Source organism: Methylobacillus gramineus (genome assembly GCF_020532675.1).
GTDB lineage: Bacteria > Pseudomonadota > Gammaproteobacteria > Burkholderiales > Methylophilaceae > Methylobacillus > Methylobacillus gramineus.
The window spans coordinates 111,264-131,345 of sequence record NZ_JAJAVE010000002.1; the positions used below are offsets into that span (position 1 = coordinate 111,264).

Annotated in this window: 20 protein-coding genes and 1 riboswitch; of the genes, 12 read left to right on the forward strand and 8 right to left on the reverse strand. The window is 53.0% G+C overall.

Going from position 1 to position 20,082, the window contains the following annotated elements:
- Positions 1-88 precede the first annotated feature (88 nt).
- The 4 genes from xerC to LG201_RS09985 all read right to left on the reverse strand — a co-directional run bounded on the left by xerC (position 89) and on the right by LG201_RS09985 (position 3,474).
- Positions 89-988 carry a tyrosine recombinase XerC gene (gene xerC / locus LG201_RS09970; protein WP_226772054.1) on the reverse strand — a complete coding sequence of 300 codons (900 nt, stop codon included), beginning with the start codon at positions 986-988 and terminating at the stop codon, positions 89-91.
- Positions 988-1,674 carry a DUF484 family protein gene (locus tag LG201_RS09975; RefSeq protein WP_226772055.1) on the reverse strand — a complete coding sequence of 229 codons (687 nt, stop codon included), beginning with the start codon at positions 1,672-1,674 and terminating at the stop codon, positions 988-990. The genes xerC and LG201_RS09975 overlap by 1 nt, the downstream gene beginning before the upstream one ends.
- Positions 1,675-1,706: 32 nt before the next feature.
- Complete coding sequence (gene dapF / locus LG201_RS09980; protein WP_226772056.1) at positions 1,707-2,537, reverse strand: diaminopimelate epimerase; 831 nt, start codon at positions 2,535-2,537, stop codon at positions 1,707-1,709.
- Positions 2,538-2,625: 88 nt separating this feature from the next.
- The gene (locus LG201_RS09985; RefSeq protein WP_226772057.1) at positions 2,626-3,474 is read right to left on the reverse strand and encodes a lysophospholipid acyltransferase family protein; all 849 of its coding nucleotides are present in this window, start codon (positions 3,472-3,474) and stop codon (positions 2,626-2,628) included.
- A 72-nt stretch (positions 3,475-3,546) separates the two neighbouring features.
- Here LG201_RS09985 and metK point away from each other — a divergent pair, with 72 nt between their 5' ends.
- The 5 genes from metK (at position 3,547) to metF (ending at position 8,820) form a co-directional block, all read left to right on the forward strand.
- Entirely contained in the window at positions 3,547-4,710 is a 1,164-nt protein-coding gene (gene metK / locus LG201_RS09990; protein ID WP_226772058.1) for a methionine adenosyltransferase, read from the forward strand.
- 29 nt (positions 4,711-4,739) lie between these two features.
- Complete coding sequence (locus LG201_RS09995) at positions 4,740-5,939, forward strand: HD-GYP domain-containing protein (RefSeq protein WP_226772059.1); 1,200 nt, start codon at positions 4,740-4,742, stop codon at positions 5,937-5,939.
- 46 nt (positions 5,940-5,985) lie between these two features.
- Positions 5,986-6,072, forward strand: a riboswitch (S-adenosyl-L-homocysteine riboswitch).
- Positions 6,073-6,162: 90 nt separating this feature from the next.
- A complete protein-coding gene (gene ahcY / locus LG201_RS10000; RefSeq protein WP_226772060.1) occupies positions 6,163-7,572 on the forward strand; it encodes an adenosylhomocysteinase in 1,410 nt (469 codons plus the stop codon).
- Between the two features lie 55 nt (positions 7,573-7,627).
- On the forward strand, positions 7,628-7,975 hold the full coding sequence (locus tag LG201_RS10005; protein ID WP_226772061.1) for a phage holin family protein: 348 nt from the start codon (positions 7,628-7,630) through the stop codon (positions 7,973-7,975).
- A gap of 2 nt (positions 7,976-7,977) precedes the next feature.
- A complete protein-coding gene (gene metF, locus LG201_RS10010) occupies positions 7,978-8,820 on the forward strand; it encodes a methylenetetrahydrofolate reductase [NAD(P)H] (RefSeq protein ID WP_226772062.1) in 843 nt (280 codons plus the stop codon).
- Positions 8,821-8,871: 51 nt separating this feature from the next.
- Here metF and LG201_RS10015 read toward each other — a convergent pair whose 3' ends face one another.
- The 3 genes from LG201_RS10015 to LG201_RS10025 all read right to left on the reverse strand — a co-directional run bounded on the left by LG201_RS10015 (position 8,872) and on the right by LG201_RS10025 (position 11,593).
- Positions 8,872-9,330: a DUF494 domain-containing protein gene (locus tag LG201_RS10015; protein WP_226772063.1), complete on the reverse strand. Its 459-nt coding sequence runs from the start codon at positions 9,328-9,330 to the stop codon at positions 8,872-8,874.
- 119 nt (positions 9,331-9,449) lie between these two features.
- Positions 9,450-10,535 (reverse strand): DNA-processing protein DprA, encoded by a 1,086-nt coding sequence (gene dprA / locus LG201_RS10020; protein WP_226772171.1) that lies wholly within the window; start codon positions 10,533-10,535, stop codon positions 9,450-9,452.
- On the reverse strand, positions 10,532-11,593 hold the full coding sequence (locus tag LG201_RS10025; protein WP_226772064.1) for a LysM peptidoglycan-binding domain-containing protein: 1,062 nt from the start codon (positions 11,591-11,593) through the stop codon (positions 10,532-10,534). The genes dprA and LG201_RS10025 overlap by 4 nt, the downstream gene beginning before the upstream one ends.
- Positions 11,594-11,687: 94 nt before the next feature.
- Between LG201_RS10025 and def the strand changes: the two genes are divergently transcribed.
- From def to LG201_RS10060, 7 genes are all read left to right on the forward strand, one after another.
- Positions 11,688-12,191: a peptide deformylase gene (gene def / locus LG201_RS10030; RefSeq protein ID WP_226772065.1), complete on the forward strand. Its 504-nt coding sequence runs from the start codon at positions 11,688-11,690 to the stop codon at positions 12,189-12,191.
- Positions 12,192-12,274: 83 nt separating this feature from the next.
- The gene (gene fmt, locus LG201_RS10035; protein ID WP_226772066.1) at positions 12,275-13,201 is read left to right on the forward strand and encodes a methionyl-tRNA formyltransferase; all 927 of its coding nucleotides are present in this window, start codon (positions 12,275-12,277) and stop codon (positions 13,199-13,201) included.
- 90 nt (positions 13,202-13,291) lie between these two features.
- The gene (gene htpX / locus LG201_RS10040; protein WP_226772067.1) at positions 13,292-14,131 is read left to right on the forward strand and encodes a zinc metalloprotease HtpX; all 840 of its coding nucleotides are present in this window, start codon (positions 13,292-13,294) and stop codon (positions 14,129-14,131) included.
- 4 nt (positions 14,132-14,135) lie between these two features.
- Positions 14,136-15,413: a 16S rRNA (cytosine(967)-C(5))-methyltransferase RsmB gene (gene rsmB, locus LG201_RS10045; protein ID WP_226772068.1), complete on the forward strand. Its 1,278-nt coding sequence runs from the start codon at positions 14,136-14,138 to the stop codon at positions 15,411-15,413.
- A 40-nt stretch (positions 15,414-15,453) separates the two neighbouring features.
- Complete coding sequence (locus LG201_RS10050) at positions 15,454-15,957, forward strand: DUF4390 domain-containing protein (RefSeq protein ID WP_226772069.1); 504 nt, start codon at positions 15,454-15,456, stop codon at positions 15,955-15,957.
- Positions 15,958-18,084 carry a sensor histidine kinase gene (locus LG201_RS10055; RefSeq protein ID WP_226772070.1) on the forward strand — a complete coding sequence of 709 codons (2,127 nt, stop codon included), beginning with the start codon at positions 15,958-15,960 and terminating at the stop codon, positions 18,082-18,084.
- The gene (locus tag LG201_RS10060; RefSeq protein ID WP_226772071.1) at positions 18,081-19,364 is read left to right on the forward strand and encodes a sigma-54-dependent transcriptional regulator; all 1,284 of its coding nucleotides are present in this window, start codon (positions 18,081-18,083) and stop codon (positions 19,362-19,364) included. The genes LG201_RS10055 and LG201_RS10060 overlap by 4 nt, the downstream gene beginning before the upstream one ends.
- Before the next feature lie 11 nt (positions 19,365-19,375).
- Here the strand turns inward: LG201_RS10060 and LG201_RS10065 are convergent, their stop codons facing one another.
- Complete coding sequence (locus tag LG201_RS10065; protein ID WP_226772072.1) at positions 19,376-20,074, reverse strand: YoaK family protein; 699 nt, start codon at positions 20,072-20,074, stop codon at positions 19,376-19,378.
- Positions 20,075-20,082 lie beyond the last annotated feature (8 nt).

Consider the following 20,082-nt stretch of genomic DNA (forward strand, 5'->3'; position numbering starts at 1 on the left):
GAGGTAGCGAGAATCATTTGCAAGTCAGGCCAGGTAAGGGTTTCAGGACAAAGAGAGGTGCGTAGGTGCCGCTCTTAACAACCATGGATTATTTTTTGCGCGCTCTTGGGTGGGCGGCATCGTAGACTTTTGCAAGGTGCTGAAAGTCGAGGTGTGTGTATACCTGTGTGGTACTGATGTTGGCATGCCCCAGCATTTCCTGAACCGCCCTTAGATCGCTGCTGGACTGCAATACATGGGTGGCAAAGCTGTGACGTAACATGTGCGGGTGCACATTACTGCTGATGCCCTGCTTGAGAGCCCATTGCTTGATGCGATATTGAATGGCGCGGCCGCTGATGCGTTGACCATGGCGGTTGAGGAATAGGGCTTGCTCGGACTCAGCGTTGCTGGCCACTCGAATGGAAAGCCAGGTCTGGATGGCGGTGATGGCATGGCTACCCATAGGCACGATGCGGGTTTTATTGCCCTTGCCGGTGACGGTGACCGTGCCTTCTTGCATGTTCAGGTCATGAAGGTTGAGCCCGACCAATTCAGCGAGTCGCAAGCCAGATGAATAAAATAACTCCAGAATGGCGTGGTCTCTCAGTGCTAGTGGGTCTTCACTTTTGATATTGACGAGCTGCACGGCCTGATCAATGGATAAAGCATGCGGCAGGGATTTGGGTGACTTGGGCGCACGCATGTCATGACAAGGATTTTGCGTGTAACCATGGCGCTGTGCCAGGTAATCGAAAAAGCCGCGCCAGGCGGAAAGGTGGCGCGCGATGCTTTTGCCGCCTAGTCCGCGACTGTGCAAGGTGGAGATGAATCGGCGGATGTGTGAAGGTTGCAAGGTTGCTAGCGCTTGGTCGGATGACAGTGCTAGCAACATGCGTATATCCCGGCGGTAATTTTCTATCGTGAGTCGGCTCAGGCCGCGTTCAAATTGCAGATGTTCCAGATAGGGCTGTAAAAAATCCACGGATTGGCTCGCGGCCAACTGCATCAGGCAATGTGCTTCAATAGGGCGGCGCTGATCAACTCGCCGATGCGCTTGAGATACAGTGTGCCCATCTCCGGGAAAAAGCGCTTTTCATCGTCACTGGCCAGCGCTAGCAGGCCAAATACCTTCTCACTGCGCAAGGCAATCAATGCAAACGAGGCAGGCTGAACACCTGCACCAAACCAGCTGTCCAGTGCCAACCCCGGCTTGCTGCCGCAATAGGGTGTCACCAGGCTTTGAGTCCAGTTTTTCAGTTCATCATCAATGCTGCTGAACGCGGCCAAGGTGCCGTGCTCTTCTTCCTTGGGGGTGGCCCACAGACGCAGACCCACGTGAGGGACCTGAAAGTCTTCACGCAGACTGTGCTCCAGCAGGCTTATCATCACCTGGAAGTCTTGTGTTGCCAGCAGTCCAAGGCTGAGTCTATGTACCTTGTCGCTAATGACATCGTTTTCTTCCCCATGCTTTATCAATTGACTAAGCTTGACGTCAAGCACGCGTATACGGTCACGCTGGGCCAGTTGCTGGCGTTCTGCCAGTGATACGGTGCCGTGACCATGCGGGCTGGGCAGGTAAAGCTCGGAGAGTAATGTGGCGTGATGCTCGAAGAACTGAGGGTGTGCACGCAGATAACTGGTGACCTGGTATTCGCTGGCTTGGGGTTCGCCATCCTGATTGGTAAAGTCCATGCTGATTCCTTTTGGTCTGTTGATAAGACCGGTTAAATATCGATTTCGCCTTCAAAGACGGTTTCTGCCGGGCCAGTCATCCACACCGGTGCATGATCACCGTCCCAGGCAATATTGAGGTCACCACCGCGGGTGCTGACCTTGACCGGGGATTGCAGCAATCCGCGGCGGATACCACTCACCACTGCGGCACAGGCTCCGGTCCCACAGGCTAGCGTTTCTCCGCTGCCGCGTTCATAGACCCGCAGGTGGATATGATGGGAATCGACAACCTGCATAAATCCAGCGTTGACGCGTTGCGGAAACTGGGGGTGGGCTTCAATCAATGGGCCCAACACAGCGACTGGTGCGCTATCAACATCATCCACCAGTGTCACCGCGTGTGGGTTGCCCATGGATACTGCGGAAATGGTCAACGTTGTTTCACTTGTCTGCAGCTGATAAGTCGTCGCTTCTTGAGCGGCACTGAATGGAATCTCACTGGGCGTGAAGCGCGGCTCGCCCATATTGACCTTGACCAGGCCATTGGACTCCAGGCGGGGAAAAATGATGCCACTAGCGGTTTCGACGCGGATTTCATTTTCCTTCGTCAGCCCCTTGTCATGCACAAAGCGGACAAAGCAGCGGGCACCGTTGCCGCATTGCTCCACCTCGCCGCCATCGGCATTGAAGATGCGATAGCGGAAATCTGCATCGGCAGTGCTGGCAGGCTCTACCAGCAATAGCTGGTCAAAGCCTACGCCAAAATGGCGATCTGCCAGCTTGCATATTTGTACGGGAGTCAGGCTAACCGGCTGGGTGTAGCCATCAATGACGATAAAGTCATTGCCTATGCCCTGCATTTTGGTGAATTTCAGCTTCATTGCCATCGATCTGTAAGTGATAAGGCTATTTTAGGGGATTGATGCCTGGCTTGATAGTCGTGTTGGCGAGGCATGCATGACAACGCATCTACTCGGCCGCACTCTTGCCATGGGGTTTGGGTTGCTTGAAACGCCGATAGCTCCAGAGATATTGGGTGGGGCATTGCCTCACCAGCTGCTCAATTGCTAGGTTGATATTGTCGGCCGTTGGGTCCTTGGATAACGGCGTAATATGAATCACATAACCGCGGCCCCAGGAAAGCCGTTCGCCAACAGCTAACAGCACGGTGGCTCCGGAGGTGGCAGCCAGCTTGCCGACCAGCGTCATGGTATAGGCGGGCGTACCAAAGAAATTGGCCCAGGTGCCTTCGCCGAATTCGGGTACCTGGTCCGGCAAGATACCAATCGCTTCCCCCTGTTTCAGCGCTTTCAACAAACTGCGGACACCGCGCAGATTGGTGGGTGCTTGTGTAATCTGGCTGCGATTGCGACCTTCTTCAATCAGGGGTGCCAGCCATTGCTGGCGTGCTGGCCGATAGAGCACGGTGATGGGATGGCGTGCCGCATAATAAAGTGCGCTGATTTCATAGCAGCCCAGATGAGGCGTCAGGAAAATAATGCCTTGATGGTTGGCATGGGCCGCCTCTACATGCTCCCAGCCCCTGCATTCCCTGACCCATTTCAATACACGGTGTTGCGGGCGGAACCAGATGGCAAAAGTCTCGACCAAGCCTTTGCCCGTCTCAATAATGCTTTGCCTGACCAGGCGCCGGTAATCCTGCGCACTGCTACTGATGGCTGCGGTAGTGAGGTTCTTGCGCGTGCGGCGTGTGATCTTGATGGAAAAAAAGTATAGTATCCAGCCAGCCAGTACTCCTATGCCGTTAATGATGGGCAAAGGTAATTCGGCCAGGACACGGAGAAATGCTTTTAGCATGAACTTCTTTTTGAAACATAATGAGTTTGCTATTCTAGCAATCTTTTTACACGATTGATTTGGCAGGAGCTAATGAGCGAATATCTGTTTACATCCGAATCCGTATCCGAAGGTCATCCCGACAAGGTAGCCGACCAGATTTCGGACAGCATTCTAGATGCTATTCTTGAACAAGATCCTACTGCCCGTGTAGCAGCGGAAACCTTGACCAATACTGGTTTGGTGGTGCTGGCTGGTGAAATCACCACCACTGCGAACGTTGATTACATCAAGGTCGCACGCGATACCATCAAGCGCATAGGCTACGACAATGCCGACTATGGCATAGACCACAAGAGTTGTGCAGTGCTGGTGGCTTACGACAAACAGTCACCTGATATAGCCCAGGGTGTGGACAACGCCAATGATGATCCACTGGATCAAGGGGCGGGTGACCAGGGCTTGATGTTCGGCTATGCCTGCGATGAAACGCCACAGCTGATGCCATTGCCGATCTGGCTTTCACACCGCCTGATGGAGCGCCAGTCTCAACTGCGCAAAGATGGCCGTTTGCCATGGTTACGTCCAGATGCCAAGAGCCAGGTGACAATCCAGTACATCGATGGCAAACCGCACAAGATTGATACGGTACTGATCTCCACCCAGCATGCGCCTGATATTACCCTGGAGTCTGTACGTGAAGCTGTGATTGAAGAAATCATCAAGCCTGCTTTGCCGCAGGAGCTGATCAAGGGTGAAATCAAGTATCTGGTCAATCCGACCGGTCGTTTTGTTATTGGTGGTCCACAAGGTGATTGTGGATTGACCGGTCGCAAGATTATCGTCGATACCTATGGTGGCGCAGCGCCTCATGGTGGTGGTGCGTTCTCCGGCAAGGATCCTTCCAAGGTGGATCGTTCTGCAGCTTACGCAGGACGTTACGTGGCCAAGAATATCGTGGCGGCTGGCCTGGCTTCACGTTGCCTGGTGCAAGTGTCCTACGCGATTGGCGTGGCGCGGCCAACCAGCGTGATGGTGGAAACCTATGGCACTGGCAAAGTGTCCAATGAGATATTAACTCAATTGGTACTTGACCACTTTGATCTACGTCCAAAGGGCATCGTCAAAATGCTGGATCTTTTGCGTCCTATCTACTCCAAGACAGCTGCTTATGGTCATTTTGGTCGCGACGAGCCAGAATTTACCTGGGAAGCTGCTGACAAGGCTGCGCAGTTGCGCGCTGCTGCTGGCATTTAATATACGACCGATACGGAGCTGGTGCAGGGATGCTTAGACAAATACCCGTCAGTCAGCTACGTATCGGCATGTATCTGCACAAGCTGGATGTTACCTGGATTAACCATCCATTCTGGCGCAGTGCTTTCCGCATCACTGTCCAGTCTGAAATTGATGACCTGCTGAGTAGTGGTGTCACCGAAGTGACGATCGATACCAAAAAGGGCTCTGACGTAGAGCGTGAGGTGCGGCCTGTACCACCGCCGACCATTCCTGTGCCCAGGGCGCCACGCAAAGTCGAGATCACTGAAGAGCTGGAGCAGGCAGCCAGAATCTGCACCAAGGCCAAGCGTGAAGTGGAATTCATGTTTCACGAAGCGCGCATGGGTAAAGCGCTGGATGGTAATCAGGCCATGGCATTGGTGAGCGAGATATCATCTTCCGTTACGCGGAATCCCAGTGCATTGATTAGTCTGGCCAGGCTGAAGAACAAGGACGACTACACCTATATGCATTCTGTGGCCGTTTGCGGGCTGATGATTGCACTTGCCATGCAGCTCGACATGAGCGAAGAAGACGTGCGCTATTGTGGGATGGCCGGTCTATTGCATGATATTGGCAAGATGGATATCCCGATGTCGGTCATCAATAAACCCGGTAGCCTGACGGACGATGAGTTTGAGGCGATCAAACGTCATCCTGAAATTGGCCATGCCTTGCTGTCTGCGAGTGCGAATATTCATCCTATCGTCCTGGATGTCTGCCTGCATCATCATGAAAAAATAGACGGTACAGGGTATCCGCATCAGCTCAATGCAGACAAGATCAGCCTCTATGCCCGCATGGGTGCAATCTGCGATGTCTATGATGCGATTACTTCTGATCGCGTTTATCGCAATGGCTGGCATCCTGCCGATGCGCTGCGCAAGATGACGGAATGGACCAGCGACCACCTGGATGCCAAGATTTTCCAGGCCTTTGTGAAGAGCCTGGGGATATATCCCATCGGTTCACTGGTGCGCCTGGAGTCTGGGCGGCTTGCAGTGGTTGTGGATAAAAATCAGTCTTCACTGCTTAAGCCCAAGGTCAAGGTGTTCTTTTCCACCAAATCTAATGTAAGGCTGTTGCCCGAGGTAATTGATCTTTCCCAGCCGGGTAGCAAGGATAAAGTGGTGGCAATTGAAGATCCGGCCGATTGGAATTTTCCTGATTTCAACCAGCTATGGTCGGATGGTGTTCCTTATCTCTAGAGTGCCATCTGGTTACAAAAAGGCATAAACCCTCTATAATGCAGGTTCTACCGAGGAACGTTGCAAGGACGAAACTCAATCCCCAGGCTCGGTTGGCGAAAGTTTGACTTTCGTAGAACGGCGTTCACCAGACTAACTCGTGCCGGACACGGGATGATGGTGAAAATGTCGCAACTGCCACCTCAGTACCTCTCCCTGCCGGCCACACTCAATCTTTTTAAGGATGAATATTGTGGCTGAAACCAAAGATTATGTAATTGCCGATATCGGCCTGGCCGGATGGGGTCGCAAGGAAATTGCGATCGCCGAGACCGAAATGCCCGGATTGATGGCGATTCGTGAAGAATATGCGGCTATCCAGCCTTTGCGCGGTGCGCGCATCACAGGATCTTTGCATATGACAATCCAGACAGCCGTGCTGATTGAAACGCTGCGCGACCTGGGCGCTGAAGTCCGCTGGGCGTCATGCAACATCTACTCTACGCAAGACCATGCTGCTGCCGCGATTGCAGCACAGGATATTCCTGTGTTTGCAGTCAAAGGTGAAACCCTGGATGAATACTGGGATTACACCCACCGTATTTTCGAATGGGCCGATGGCGGTTACAGCAACATGATTCTGGATGATGGTGGTGATGCTACCTTGTTGCTGCATCTGGGCACGCGCGCAGAGAGCGATGCAACCATTCTGAATCATCCTTCCAGTGAGGAAGAAGTCAGCCTGTTCAAAGCGATCAAGGCAAAGCTGGCACAGGATGGCAAATGGTATTCCACCCGTTTGTCCAAAATCCTCGGTGTGACCGAAGAGACCACTACTGGTGTACACAGGCTTTACCAGATGCACAAGGAAGGCAAGCTGGCTTTCCCTGCGATCAACGTCAATGACTCCGTGACCAAGTCCAAGTTTGATAACCTCTATGGTTGTCGTGAATCCTTGGTGGATGGCATCAAGCGTGCAACCGATGTCATGGTGGCAGGCAAGATTGCCGTGGTGGCTGGTTATGGCGACGTAGGCAAGGGTTCTGCCCAGGCTTTGCGTGCCCTGTCTGCCCAAGTGTGGGTGACTGAAATCGATCCCATCTGTGCGTTGCAGGCTGCGATGGAAGGCTACCGCGTAGTGACCATGGATTATGCTGCTGAACATGGCGATATCTTTGTCACGGCCACTGGTAATTATCATGTGATCACCCATGAGCATATGGTGAAAATGAAAAATCAGGCCATCGTCTGTAATATTGGCCACTTCGATAACGAAATCGATGTGGCCTCTATCGAGCAATACGAGTGGGACGAAATCAAGCCCCAGGTAGATCACGTGATTTTCCCGGATGGCAAGCGCATTATCCTGCTGGCCAAGGGCCGTTTGGTTAACCTCGGCTGTGGTACTGGCCATCCAAGCTATGTGATGAGCTCCTCTTTTGCCAACCAGACCATTGCGCAAATTGAGTTGTTTAGCAATACCGCTCAATATCCTGTTGGCGTTTATACTTTACCCAAGCATCTGGATGAAAAAGTGGCAGTGTTGCAACTCAGAAAGTTGAATGCACAACTGACAGTCTTGTCCGATGTTCAAGCGGCTTATATTGGTGTGGACAAGCACGGCCCATTCAAGCCAGAGCACTATCGTTATTAATAGACAGTAAACCGGCCCGGCGCAGTGCCGGGTCATTCTGAAGGAGGTTGGAACTATGAAGCTGCTGATTGTCTGGTTGTTGAACGCCCTGGCCTTGCTGGCCGTGGCCTATCTGGTACCTTCCATTCATGTATCCGGCCTAGGTGGTGCGCTGATAGCGGCTGCCGTGATTGGATTGGTCAATATGCTGATCAAGCCAATACTGGTGATACTGACCTTGCCGGTGACGGTGTTGACGCTGGGTCTGTTCCTGCTCGTGATCAACGGCCTGCTGTTCTTCTTTGTTGGTCACCTGCTCAATGGCTTTGAAGTACAGGGCCTGTTGGCCGGAATTTTGGGTGCCATACTCTATAGCCTGATTTCCTGGGGATTGATTGCCCTGGTGTTGGGTGACAAAGACTAACCATGAAAGTGGCACCTGTGATTAGTTTTGAATTTTTTCCACCAAAAACCGCAGAAGGCATGGCCAAGCTACGTGATGCACGTGAGCAGTTGGCAGAGTTTGGCCCCAAGTTCTTTTCCGTGACCTTTGGGGCTGGTGGGTCTACTCGTGACCGTACCATGGACACCGTGCTGGATATCCATGAGCAAGGCTATGAGGCTGCGCCACACCTTTCCTGTATTTCTGCAGATAAGCAAGAAATCCGTCATTTGCTCAAGCAATACCAGGCCAAAGGCATCAAGCGCCTGGTAGCGCTACGCGGTGATATTCCGTCAGGTGAGGTCAGTGCGGGAGATTTCCGCTACGCCAGCGAGCTGGTGGAATTCATCCGTGCGGAAACCGGAGACTGGTTCCAGATCGAGGTGGCGGCTTATCCAGAGTTTCACCCTGAATCCACATCACCTGCTTCCGACCTGAAGTATTTCAAGCATAAGGTCGATGCTGGCGCCAATGCGGCGATCACGCAGTATTTCTACAATGCAGATGCCTATTTCCAGTTTCTGGATCAATCTGAAAAGCTGGGGATTAGCATCCCTATTGTGCCGGGCGTTATGCCTATCTACAACTTCACACAGCTGGCACGATTCTCCAGTGTCTGCGGCGCTGAGATTCCACGTTGGCTACGCTTGAGGTTGCAAGATTATGGGGATGACCTGGCATCCATGCGGGCATTCGGTGCCGATGTCATGGTAGACCTGTGTGAGCAGTTGCTTGCAGGCGGCGCCCCAGGCTTGCATTTCTATACCTTGAATCAAGCAGGTATTATTTCCGGCATTCTGGATCAGCTGGGCTTGGACAAACGCTAATACAGGATAGGCACAGCCGGGAGGCTGTGCCATTTCACATGGAGAGTCCGACTAATGCAGCGTGGGCCGGTTGTCGCTGAACATCGCATCTTCAACAAACAGATAATCACTGGCTTTATCCTGATTCCATAACGCCATCAGGACTATCCAGCGTGTTTCGTCGATACCGATTTCGGTTTGTGGTAATGCCATGGCACGATCAATTACTAACTCGCGCTGCGCGGGGCTCAGCACCTTGGCCTGTTCCAGGAACATAATGAAGCTCAGGCTTTCGCTGCTTAATTTCTTGGTTTCGATCTCACTATAAACTCTTAGCCCCAGGCCGAAACCGGTTACTTGCTCACCTGTTTCAGCAGACATGGTTTCAAGTGCACTGAACCAGTCAAAGGCGCCGTTTATATCATCCTGGTCGAAACCAGCGGCAAAGAGTTCTTTCGAAAGTGTATCGTGGTCGGGATGGATATCTGCTTCAAAGTAGTTTTCAAACATGTACACAAGGACTTCGAACATACATTCCCCAATCAGTAATGACCCGGGTGACCCTGCTGCAAGGATAAATTCGACTTCAGGCAGTTCTATGATTGCTTAATAGAATCGCCATCGTGTCTTTATTTATATAATTCACAGAGTTAGGCGATGCGCTGGAAACGCCCTCCCGGTAGAGAGGTTACTTTATTGTCCAACTCCAGCACCAACAGCATGGCGGAAAGCCGATCACTCGTCAAGCCGCTTCGTTCCACCAATGTGTCCATGCTGATGGGGTCATAACCCATGGCTTCAAGCAATGGATCCTGCTCGGGCAGGTGTTGTCCTGGGTTTGCATTGGGGCTACTGGCAATATCCAGTTCGTCGAGAATATCTCGTGTATTGTCCACCAGTTTTGCCCCTTGTTTAATCAACTGGTGGCATCCCTTTGATAAAGGCGAATGAATGGAGCCAGGAATGGCAAAGACTTCACGTCCCTGTTCGGCCGCCAGCCTGGCAGTGATGAGCGATCCACTCTGGACATTGGCTTCCACGACCAGACAGCCTCGGCTGAGGCCGCTGATAATGCGGTTCCTGCGCGGGAAATTCTGCGGTTTTGAAGGGGTCCCCAAGGGAAATTCAGAGATAATCAGACCGTGTTGTGCAATCTGGTGAGCCAGCTCCCTATGTCTGGCGGGATAGACAATGTCCAGCCCGGTGCCGACAACTGCAATGGTCTTGCCACTGACCCTGAGTGCGCCTCGATGCGCTGCACCATCAATACCTAGCGCCATGCCGCTGATAATGCATACACCATGCTGGCTTAGGGCCGCAGAAAATTCTTCAGCGTTTTTCTCACCCTGTGGGCTTGCGTTGCGGCTGCCCACTACCGCAATGCCAGGTATTTGTAGTAATGAAAGGTTGCCCTTTGCATAGAGCAATGCAGGTGGGTCGGGAATTTCCAGTAGTGATTGAGGGTAGCTTGAATCTGCGAGTGTCAGCAGGTGATTGCCAGATTGTTCCAGCCATTCCAGCGTGGCGGTACAGGCTTCAAGGTTGGGGCCCGCATTGATTTGTTGTGCGATTTTCTCGCTCACTACATCGTGTAATCGGCGCAGTGGGCTAGCATAGATATTGGCTGGTGTACCGAAGGCTGCGAGCAGTTGGCAGAGTGTCTGGCTGCCTAAGCCGGGAATCTGGCTCAGGCTAATCCAGAGAGCAGCCTCCTGCTTGTCTAGGGTGCTGCTTATGGCGTCTCCACGATATCGAGCACGTTGATTGGTTCGGCGGCCTGCATGATCAAGGCGTAGGAGACCTTGTCAAAGGTGCGGAATATCATGGCCAGGCCGATACGCTCGCTTGGCAGCTTGATGTTCTCTGGTTCGGCAGAAGCCTCTTTGTTTTTCTTGTCATATTTGGGATTTTTGATGACGCGCCCGGTTCTGTTGATGGCGAGCACATGACCTTTTTCCAGGCCATCGGTTTCCCCGCGGCTGATGGCAATAATGGTGTTCTTTCCTGCTTCAGCGACACCGCCATAAATCGACAGGATACGGCCTTTGACCGAAGTATCAGGTGCACGTGGAATAAAGTTGGTCTGCGGATTGTCCGGCGCGGCGACCAATTTGTCATTGGCAAAGATTTCTTCTTTGGCGCTGATGATAGTGCCGCTGGCGGGCTCACCATACTTGATAATGCGCGCATCCCCGAGATAAATGGCTTCTGTGCCCAGGATGGCCTTGGTTTCAGGGTCTATATAGGTCTTGCCAGGGCGGTAGATATTCCACAATATGCTCTCGCCCTCTGCGATCTTGTCTATGTATACCCGCGCACCTGGGCTCAGTACCACACGGTTTTCAGGTCCGGCAATGATATTGGGGGCATCTTTCAGCTCGTTGCTTTCAATGATGAGAGGCTGGCTGAGAAACGGTGTAATAATATTTGGCGAGATGGTGGGGATGGCTGCAGCTTCTAGCTGTTCGGTACGTATGCCGGGTTCCAGAGTGATGGTGTCGCCGGCGATGGTTTCGTGTAACAGGCGTAACTCAGGTGAGCCGCTGCTGGTATCGAGTACCACGACATCACCGGGATAGATCCAGTGTGGGTTTTTGATCTGATCCTGATTCATCTTCCAGACCTTGGGCCATTGCCATGGGTCTTTGAGGAAGCGACCGGAAATACCCCATAGGGTATCTCCCTTGACGACAACATAACGGTCGGGGTGATTGTCCTGTAACTTCACCTCGTCGGCCATGGCAGGCAAAATCAGGCAACAAAGCAACAGCGGCGTTATAATGTGTCTATACATAGGAATAACCTTAGCCGGTGGGCGCAGATTTAATATTAATATTCTGTAACTTGCACTGGATTCTGCATTTAATCTATTAAACAATCAAGCTTTTATGGCAATTTTAGACATCCTGACTTACCCCGATCCCCGCTTGTATAAAGTGGCCAGCCCTGTTGATGATGTTAACGGCGATATTAGGCGGCTGGTGCGTGATATGGCCGAAACCATGTATGACGCTCCCGGCATCGGCTTGGCGGCTACGCAAGTTGATGTGCATAAGCAGGTGATTGTGATGGACTTGTCCGAGGATAAAAGTGAGCTTAGGGTGTTCATTAACCCGCGGATACTGAATAGTTGTGGCACCCAGGACTATGAAGAAGGTTGCCTCTCTGTCCCTGGTGTTTACGATACCGTGACGCGGGCAGAGAAGGTTACAGTGGAAGCGCTGGATGAGCATGGCAAGCCATTCACCCTGGAGGCGGAAGGTCTGTTAGCCGTGTGTATCCAGCACGAAATTGATCATTTATTGGGCAAGGTGTTCGTTGAATATTTGTCCTCCCTGAAACAGAGCCGCATCAAGAACAAGCTGAAAAAACGTCAGCGTGAGCGGGTTTGATCACGCTGATTTAAAGAAGCTCAAGCTATCTGTAAGCCAAGATAGCCCCAGTTAAAGTTAGTCCCAAACTTAAAGACGTCCCAATGAAAATCATATTTGCCGGTACGCCGGAATTTGCGGTGCCCGCTTTGGATGCACTGATTGCATCCTCTCATGAAGTCAGCCTGGTGCTGACGCAGCCGGATCGGCCTGCTGGGCGGGGCATGAAATTGAGGCCGAGTCCGGTAAAGGAGCTGGCTTTGCAGTATGACATCGCCGTTTTTCAACCTGAAACGCTGAAAGATGAAGCTGTACAGGCACGGATTGCCGCGGAAAATGTAGATGCCATGGTGGTGGCCGCATACGGATTGATTATCCCGACCAAGGTACTTGGTATGCCGAGTCACGGGTGTTTCAATATCCATGCTTCTTTACTGCCACGCTGGCGCGGCGCTGCTCCGATACAACGTTCTTTGTTGGCGGGAGACACTGAGACCGGTGTCACGATTATGGAGGTTGTCCCAGCACTGGATGCTGGTGCCATGATCTCGAAAGGCATCTTGTCGATTACCGACCGTGATACTGCACAAACCCTGCATGATGGCTTGGCCAGTATTGGAGCGGCACTCATGGTACAGGCCATGGACCAGCTGCAGGCCAGTGGTCGCTTGCAAGCCGAGCCTCAGGATGAGGCTTTGGTTACCTATGCAGAGAAGCTGAATAAGGCAGAAGCGGCGATAGACTGGAACCAGAGTGCGGAAGCGCTTTCGCGGCAGGTGCGTGCATTCAACCCCTTCCCGGTCGCGCAGAGTCTGCTGCATGGCGAGGTCTGTCGGATCTGGATGGCGCAGGCTTTGCCTGGCAGTGCTACGCCGGGAGAGATAGTGGCACTGGGTGATGCCATTGCCGTGGGCTGTGCGAGTGGCTTGCTCAGGATTGAGGAATTGCAGATGCCAGGGGGTAAGCGACTAAAGGCCAGGGATTTCCTCGCAGGGCGTGTCTTGAGTATCGGCGAACGTTTTGGTCTTTAAGCGCTTGGCGCTCAAGCTGGACTTGAATTTTTCTATTTAGGCACGATCTAAGTAGGGAAATACTTAACTGCATTATTTAGTGAGGGTCACATGGTAGGTAACTGGTTGAAAACATCCATCTTGATGGCAGGGATCGTCGTCCTGTTCGGCTCGGTGGGGGCCGCGCTGGGTGGCGCTGGTGGCATGATGATCGCGCTGCTTCTGGCCGCGGCCATGAATGTTTACGCCTACTGGTTCTCCGACAAGGCTGTGCTGAAGATGTACAACGCACGCGAAGTTGATGCCAGCAGCGCCCCAGAGTTTTATCAAATGGTGAAGGAGCTGGCCCAGAATGCCCAGCTCCCCATGCCCAAGGTCTACATTATTGATGAGGCCCAGCCTAATGCCTTTGCAACAGGTCGTGACCCCGAACATGCTGCGGTAGCTGCAACCACAGGCATTATGCGCATCCTGACCCAGCGCGAGTTGCGCGGGGTGATGGCGCATGAGCTGGCACACGTTAAGCACCGTGATACGCTGATTTCTACGATTTCTGCCACGATTGCTGGTGCCATCTCATCGATTGCCCAGTTTGGCATGCTGTTTTCTCAAGGCAGGGATCGTGCTGTGCATCCGGCAGTGGCTATCCTCATCATGATCCTGGCCCCAATTGCGGCCATGCTGATCCAGATGGCGATTTCTCGTGCACGCGAATTTGAGGCTGACCGTGCGGGCGCTGAGATTTCCGGCGACCCGACAGCGCTGGCTGCAGCCCTGAAAAAAATCCACAGTTATGCTCACCAGATTCCCCTGGAGACTGCTGAGCAGCATCCAGAGACGGCGCAGATGATGATTATCAACCCGTTGTCTACCGATGGGATCAAGGGCTTGTTCAGTACCCACCCCAACACCGAGGAACGTATCTCGCGCCTCATGGCGATGGCGAGCTGATCCCATGCATATATCACAGCAGCTTGCCGCGCAAGCCGTCGGCCAGGTATTGGATGGACGTAATCTTTCAACGGTATTGGAGGATATTTTCCGTCGCCATGCCTCTATTACTCCGCAGCAACGCGCTGTCGCACAGGACTTGAGCTACGGCACTGTCAGGTTTTACGGTCGCTTGCAGGCAGTGCTGGATCTTCTGCTACAAAAACCGCTGACCGATGAATATATTCATCACTTGCTTTTGGTCGCTTTGTATCAGCTGTCGTTTGATCGTGCGGCTTCTCATACCGTGGTCAACCAGGCAGTGCTGGCGGCCACCAAGACCAAAAAATCCTGGGCCAAAGGCCTGGTGAATGCGGTATTGCGTAATTTCCTCCGTCAGCAGCCCGAGCTGGAAAGCCACTTGGAAGGGAATGAAGAGGCCCTTTATTCCTATCCGCAGTGGTGGATCAATAAGCTGAGGCAGCAATATCCGCAAAGCTGGCAGGCCATGCTGGAAGCGGGTAATGAACATCCGCCCATGACCCTGCGTGTCAATCGCCGCCATGGCGATGCTGACAGCTATTTGCAGGAACTGCATGGCGCTGGCCTGGCTGCGACCCTACTGGGGGATGATGCAGTGGTGCTTGAGCGGCCAACGCCCGTAGGCCGTATTCCAGGATTTGGTGAAGGACGGTCTTCCGTACAGGATTATGGCGCCCAGTTTGCGGCATTAGCGCTGGATGCCCAGGATGGCATGCGCGTGCTGGATGCCTGTTGCGCGCCTGGGGGCAAAACTGGACACGTGCTGGAGCTGGCGGATGTGGCCATGACGGCGATGGATAATGATGAACAACGGTTGCAGCGCGTACAGGAAAATCTGGACAGGTTGCAGCTCAAGGCAAAGCTGGTTGTCGGCGATGCTGCCACGCCTGATACCTGGTGGGATGGCGTGCCTTATGACCGCATTCTGGCCGATGTCCCATGCACGGCTTCCGGGATTGTCCGTCGTCATGTCGATATCAAATGGTTGAGGCGAGAGCAGGACATTAGTTCTTTTACCCAGCAGCAAGCGGTTATCCTGCAGGGTTTGTGGCGGTTGCTGGCAAAGGGTGGTAAATTGCTTTACGTGACTTGCTCGGTGTTTCATGAAGAAAACCAGCAGCAAATCGATCAGTTTCTACATGCTCATGCAGATGCCAAGCTGTTACCCTACAGGCATGCACAACTGGAAACAACCCAAGGACAACTGTATCCCGGTAAGGAACATGACGGCTTCTTTTACGCATTACTGCAGAAGGTTTAGTGTATTTGCACTTATTTTCCTTGCTTTAACCTCGGGTGCCGTGTCGGCTGCCCAGAGCAGCCTGCAGATCAAGTCCGCTGAATTACTGCCGATTGAAGAAGCCTATTTGCTGGATGCCGATTTTGAGTTGACGCTCAGTCCGGCAGTTGAGGAGGCGGTCAATAAAGGCATGTCATTGAATTTTCTGGTGGAGTTCCAGGTGGTTTCCCCTCGTAAATACTGGTTCGATGACGAAATTGTCAGCCTGACCAGTAAAGTCTCCCTGAATTATCACGCCCTCTCGCGCCAGTATCTGGTGAATCGCGATGGACACCAGTTGTCATTTACCAGTATTCAGGAGGCCAAGGAAGAGCTATCCAGCATCAAGGGATGGCAAGTCCTGGAAAAAGACCTGCTGAAGAAAGGTGAGACTTACCAGGCTGCCGTGCGTATGCGCCTCGACCAGTCCAAGCTTCCCAAGGCCTTGCAGGTGGATACCCTGAGTTCAGAAGACTGGAACATGGTGTCTGAGCGCTTCCGCTGGACACCAGCACTCGGTAACTAAATGAAATACATTGTGTTCATCAGCGCGGCGCTAGGTGCGGTATTGCTGTACCTGCTTTCGCACGCCAGTACGCCAACAGCCGCATCAGGTAGTTATTACACCGCCTTGCTGGTGCTGAATGTGGCGCTGGCCTTGGCGCTGATTATCCTCATTGGTGTGCAGCTGTGGCGGCTGTATCGCCAGATGCGCAGTAGCGTCATGGGCAGTCGCCTGACATTGCGTCTGCTGGGTGGGTTTGCCTTGATGGCGGTAATTCCTGGGGTTGTCGTGTATGCGGTGTCGGTCAACTTCCTCACACGATCGATTGAGTCGTGGTTCAACGTCAAGGTGGAGGCAGCGCTGGAAGGCGGCTTGCGCCTGGGACAAAGTGCCCTGGACATCATGCTGTCGGATCTGGAGGAAAAAGGCGAAACCATGGCCTTGTCGCTGGCTTTCCAGCCAGGCAACACTCACCTGACTGTACTAAATGACTTGCGTGAGAAAAGTGGCGTACGCGACGCTGTTTTGTTGACCTTGCAGGGGCGGATCCTGGCTTTTTCCAGCGGAGATCCTTCCAGCTTTCTGCCTGAACTGCCCAGTGTGCCGCAACTGAGACAGGGGCGGCAGCATGTATATGGCGTGATTGAGCCTATACTGGGTAAAGGGCTGTATCTACGGGTGCTGGCACCAGTGACCATGACTGACATGGCAGGTGAAACGCGCATATTGCAATTGCTGCAACCGGTACCCAAGAGTCTCTCCGTCACGGCGGAAGCGGTACAGGACGTGTATGAAGATTATCAGGAGCTTTCATTCAGCCGGGAGTCGCTGAAAGAGGTATTTGCACTCACACTCACGCTGGTGTTGATGCTGGCCATGCTGTCTTCGATTGCGATTGCTTTTGTCTTGAGCCGCCGGCTTTCTGCGCCACTGGGCATACTCGCAGAAGGTACTCGCGCCATTGAACGTGGTGATTACAGTATTACCCTGCCTGCCCATGGCAAGGATGAACTGGGTATTCTGGTGCAATCATTTAACAGCATGACGCGCCAACTGAATGATGCCACCCAAGCGGCTGACCGTAACCGGGCCAGGCTGGAAGCGGCACGAGGTTATCTGGAGACTATCCTGGCACACTTGTCTTCCGGGGTACTGGTGCTGGGTGAGCATGGTCAATTGCGTACATTCAATTACGCCGCCTCACATATTCTGGGCGTGCGTCTTGATGAGCACACCGTGAACCAGCCTCTGGATATGCTGACGCATCAGCAAGAAACCCTGGCTGGTTTTGTTAACCGTATTCAGGTGTATTTCAAGGCAGATGCCTCGGCCGAGTGGCAAGAGCAGATGGAAGTGAATACCACCCAGGGCAAACAGGTATTACTGGTACGGGGTACGCGCCTGCCAGATGGGCCTGATAGCGGTTTTGTCGTGGTGTTTGATGATATTACCCAAATGGCACAGGCGCAGCGGGATGCTGCCTGGGCTGAAGTGGCGCGGCGTCTGGCGCATGAAATCAAGAATCCGCTGACGCCTATCCAACTCTCGGCAGAACGCCTGGAGCATAAACTGGCTTCCAAGCTGGATAGGAGCGATGCTGAAATGTTGAGCCGTGCGACAGCGACTATCGTAAACCAGGTGAATGCGATGAAAACCATGGTGAATGAATTCAGCGAATATGCGCGTTCACCGGCCCTCAATCTGGGCATTGTGGACCTGAATCAGTTGATTCAGGACGTGCTGGCACTATATGAGGCTGGCAATGTGGCGATCAATCTCGATATCGCACCAGACCTGCCCAAGGTGCAAGGCGATGCCACCATGTTGCGGCAGGTCTTGCATAACCTGTTACAGAATGCCCAGGATGCATTGATAGAGACAGCACAACCGACGATCACCATTGCCTGCACGGTGATGGATGAACGCGTCAAGTTATGTGTGAAGGACAATGGAGATGGATTCCCCATGGAAATTCTCTCCCACGCGTTTGAGCCGTATATGACCACCAAGCGGCACGGTACCGGGCTGGGGTTGGCGATCGTCAAGAAAATCATTGAAGAACACAAAGGCAATATCAAGGTGGAAAACCTGGAACTCGGTGGGGCAATTGTCACCGTGACCATACCAATAGCGGAGCGCAAGCAATGACGGCAAGGCAAGTGCTAGTTGTGGATGACGAGATCGGCATCCGTGAGTTGTTAAGGGATATTTTGCAGGATGAAGGATATCAGGTGCGGCTTGCAGAGAACGCAGCGGAAGCGCGTAGCTGGCGCCAGCAAACACGTCCGGATCTGGTGTTGCTGGATATCTGGATGCCTGATTGTGACGGCATCAGCCTGCTCAAGGAATGGGGTAATGCCGGTCTGCTGACGATGCCAGTGGTGATGATGTCTGGGCACGGCACCATTGATACCGCGGTGGAAGCCACGCGTATCGGGGCATTTGATTTCCTCGAGAAACCAATTGCCTTGCAGAAGTTACTGAAGACAGTCAACGCTGCCCTCAAGCATGGCGAACAGTTGCCACGTTCCGACATGAATCTCGTGAATCTCGGCAAGAGTGCGGTCATTACTGAATTGCGTCAGCGCCTGGAGCAGGTCGCCGCTTTAAAAAGTGCCTTGTTGATCATTGGTGCCAAAGGGAGCGGTATCGAGCTTTGTGCGCGCTTTTTGCACCAGCCCAACACGCCCTGGTCGGTTATCACTGAAAACGAGCGTTTGGCAACGGCCCCCCTGGATTTACTCGAGCTTGCTTCAGAAGGGATGATCTTTATTCCGGAGGTGGCTGATCTCACCAAAACCGAGCAAAAAGGGTTGTTGCTCCTGATTGCCAAAGCCGATAAATATGGCGTGAGAGTGGTCTGTGGCACGGCTCGCGGGCTACCACAACTGGTGACAGAAGGCGGGTTTGATAATAGTCTCTTGCAGTTGTTATCGGTGACAACGGTGAGTGTGCCCGCCCTGGAAGATCATCGTGAAGATATTCCTGATCTGGCACGCTCCATGGTGACATTGATGGTGGAAACGGGTGAAACGGCGTATCGCGAGTTTGATATTGCCGCGTTGAACGGGCTGCGGAATGCGGATTGGCCTGGCAACCTGGCCCAGCTGGATAGCGTGATACGGAATCTGGTGCAGACTTCCCTGGGTGAGAAAATCACGCTGGCGGATGTCAATCGCGTGCTGGGCCAATTTGCCCAGTTTCATCAATCCAGCGCCACAGCAAGTGAATCCGCAAGCCAAGTGGTGTCCTTGTCCTTTAATCTGGACCTGCCATTGCGTGAAGCGCGCGACGAATTTGAGCGCTTGTATTTTGAGCATCATATCGCGAAGGCAGGCAGCAATATGAGCAAGGTGGCGGAAAATGTACAGCTGGAACGTACCCATCTTTATCGCAAACTCAAGCAGTTAGGCGTCAAGACCAAGTAGCCTGGATCTGCCTATTGTCGATCATACAGGCAGATGGCAAAGGCCACGCACAACATGGCAACCGGCACGACCAACGCCAGGTTGTGCAGGCTAAGGGTGGCAAAGCCGCCGATGATGGCACCCAGCAGAAAACACACGCACACCAGCCCGAATAGTTTGGCCTCTTGCAACGCCAAACTGCTGCTGTGAGTCATTCCCTTGAACAAACCTTCTATGCTGCGGCGCAAGTTTCCGGTTGTCATGACGGAGTTGTAAGGAGTCGTGCCTATATGTGTAAAGCTGGAGTTCTGCATGGCAGCCACCAATGCGATGCACGGCACTAGCCACGCATCCGGGAAACTGACTGGCAGCATGCTGCCGATGCTGAGGATGATGATTTCAAGGCCAAGGCAGACCAGCGCCGGATTAGGTAGAAATCGACGCACACTGGGAAGTCTCAGGCAATTGGCAAAAAAGACGCCGGTCACAAACGCCAGTAATGGCGGCAGATGGCGTAAGGCCTGTGCCCAGTCCTGTTCTGCCATTGCCACGCCCATCAGGACAATATTGCCTGTCATGGCATTGGCAAATACATGCCCATGCCCGACATAGCTGAAAGCATCAAGAAAGCCACCGGAAAGGGTCAAAAGGGCGGCAACACTCAGCGAATTATCTGCTTGCTGGATGGGAGGAATAATCGGCTCAGGCGTCATCCTGTAAGGAGAACACAAAAGCCAGT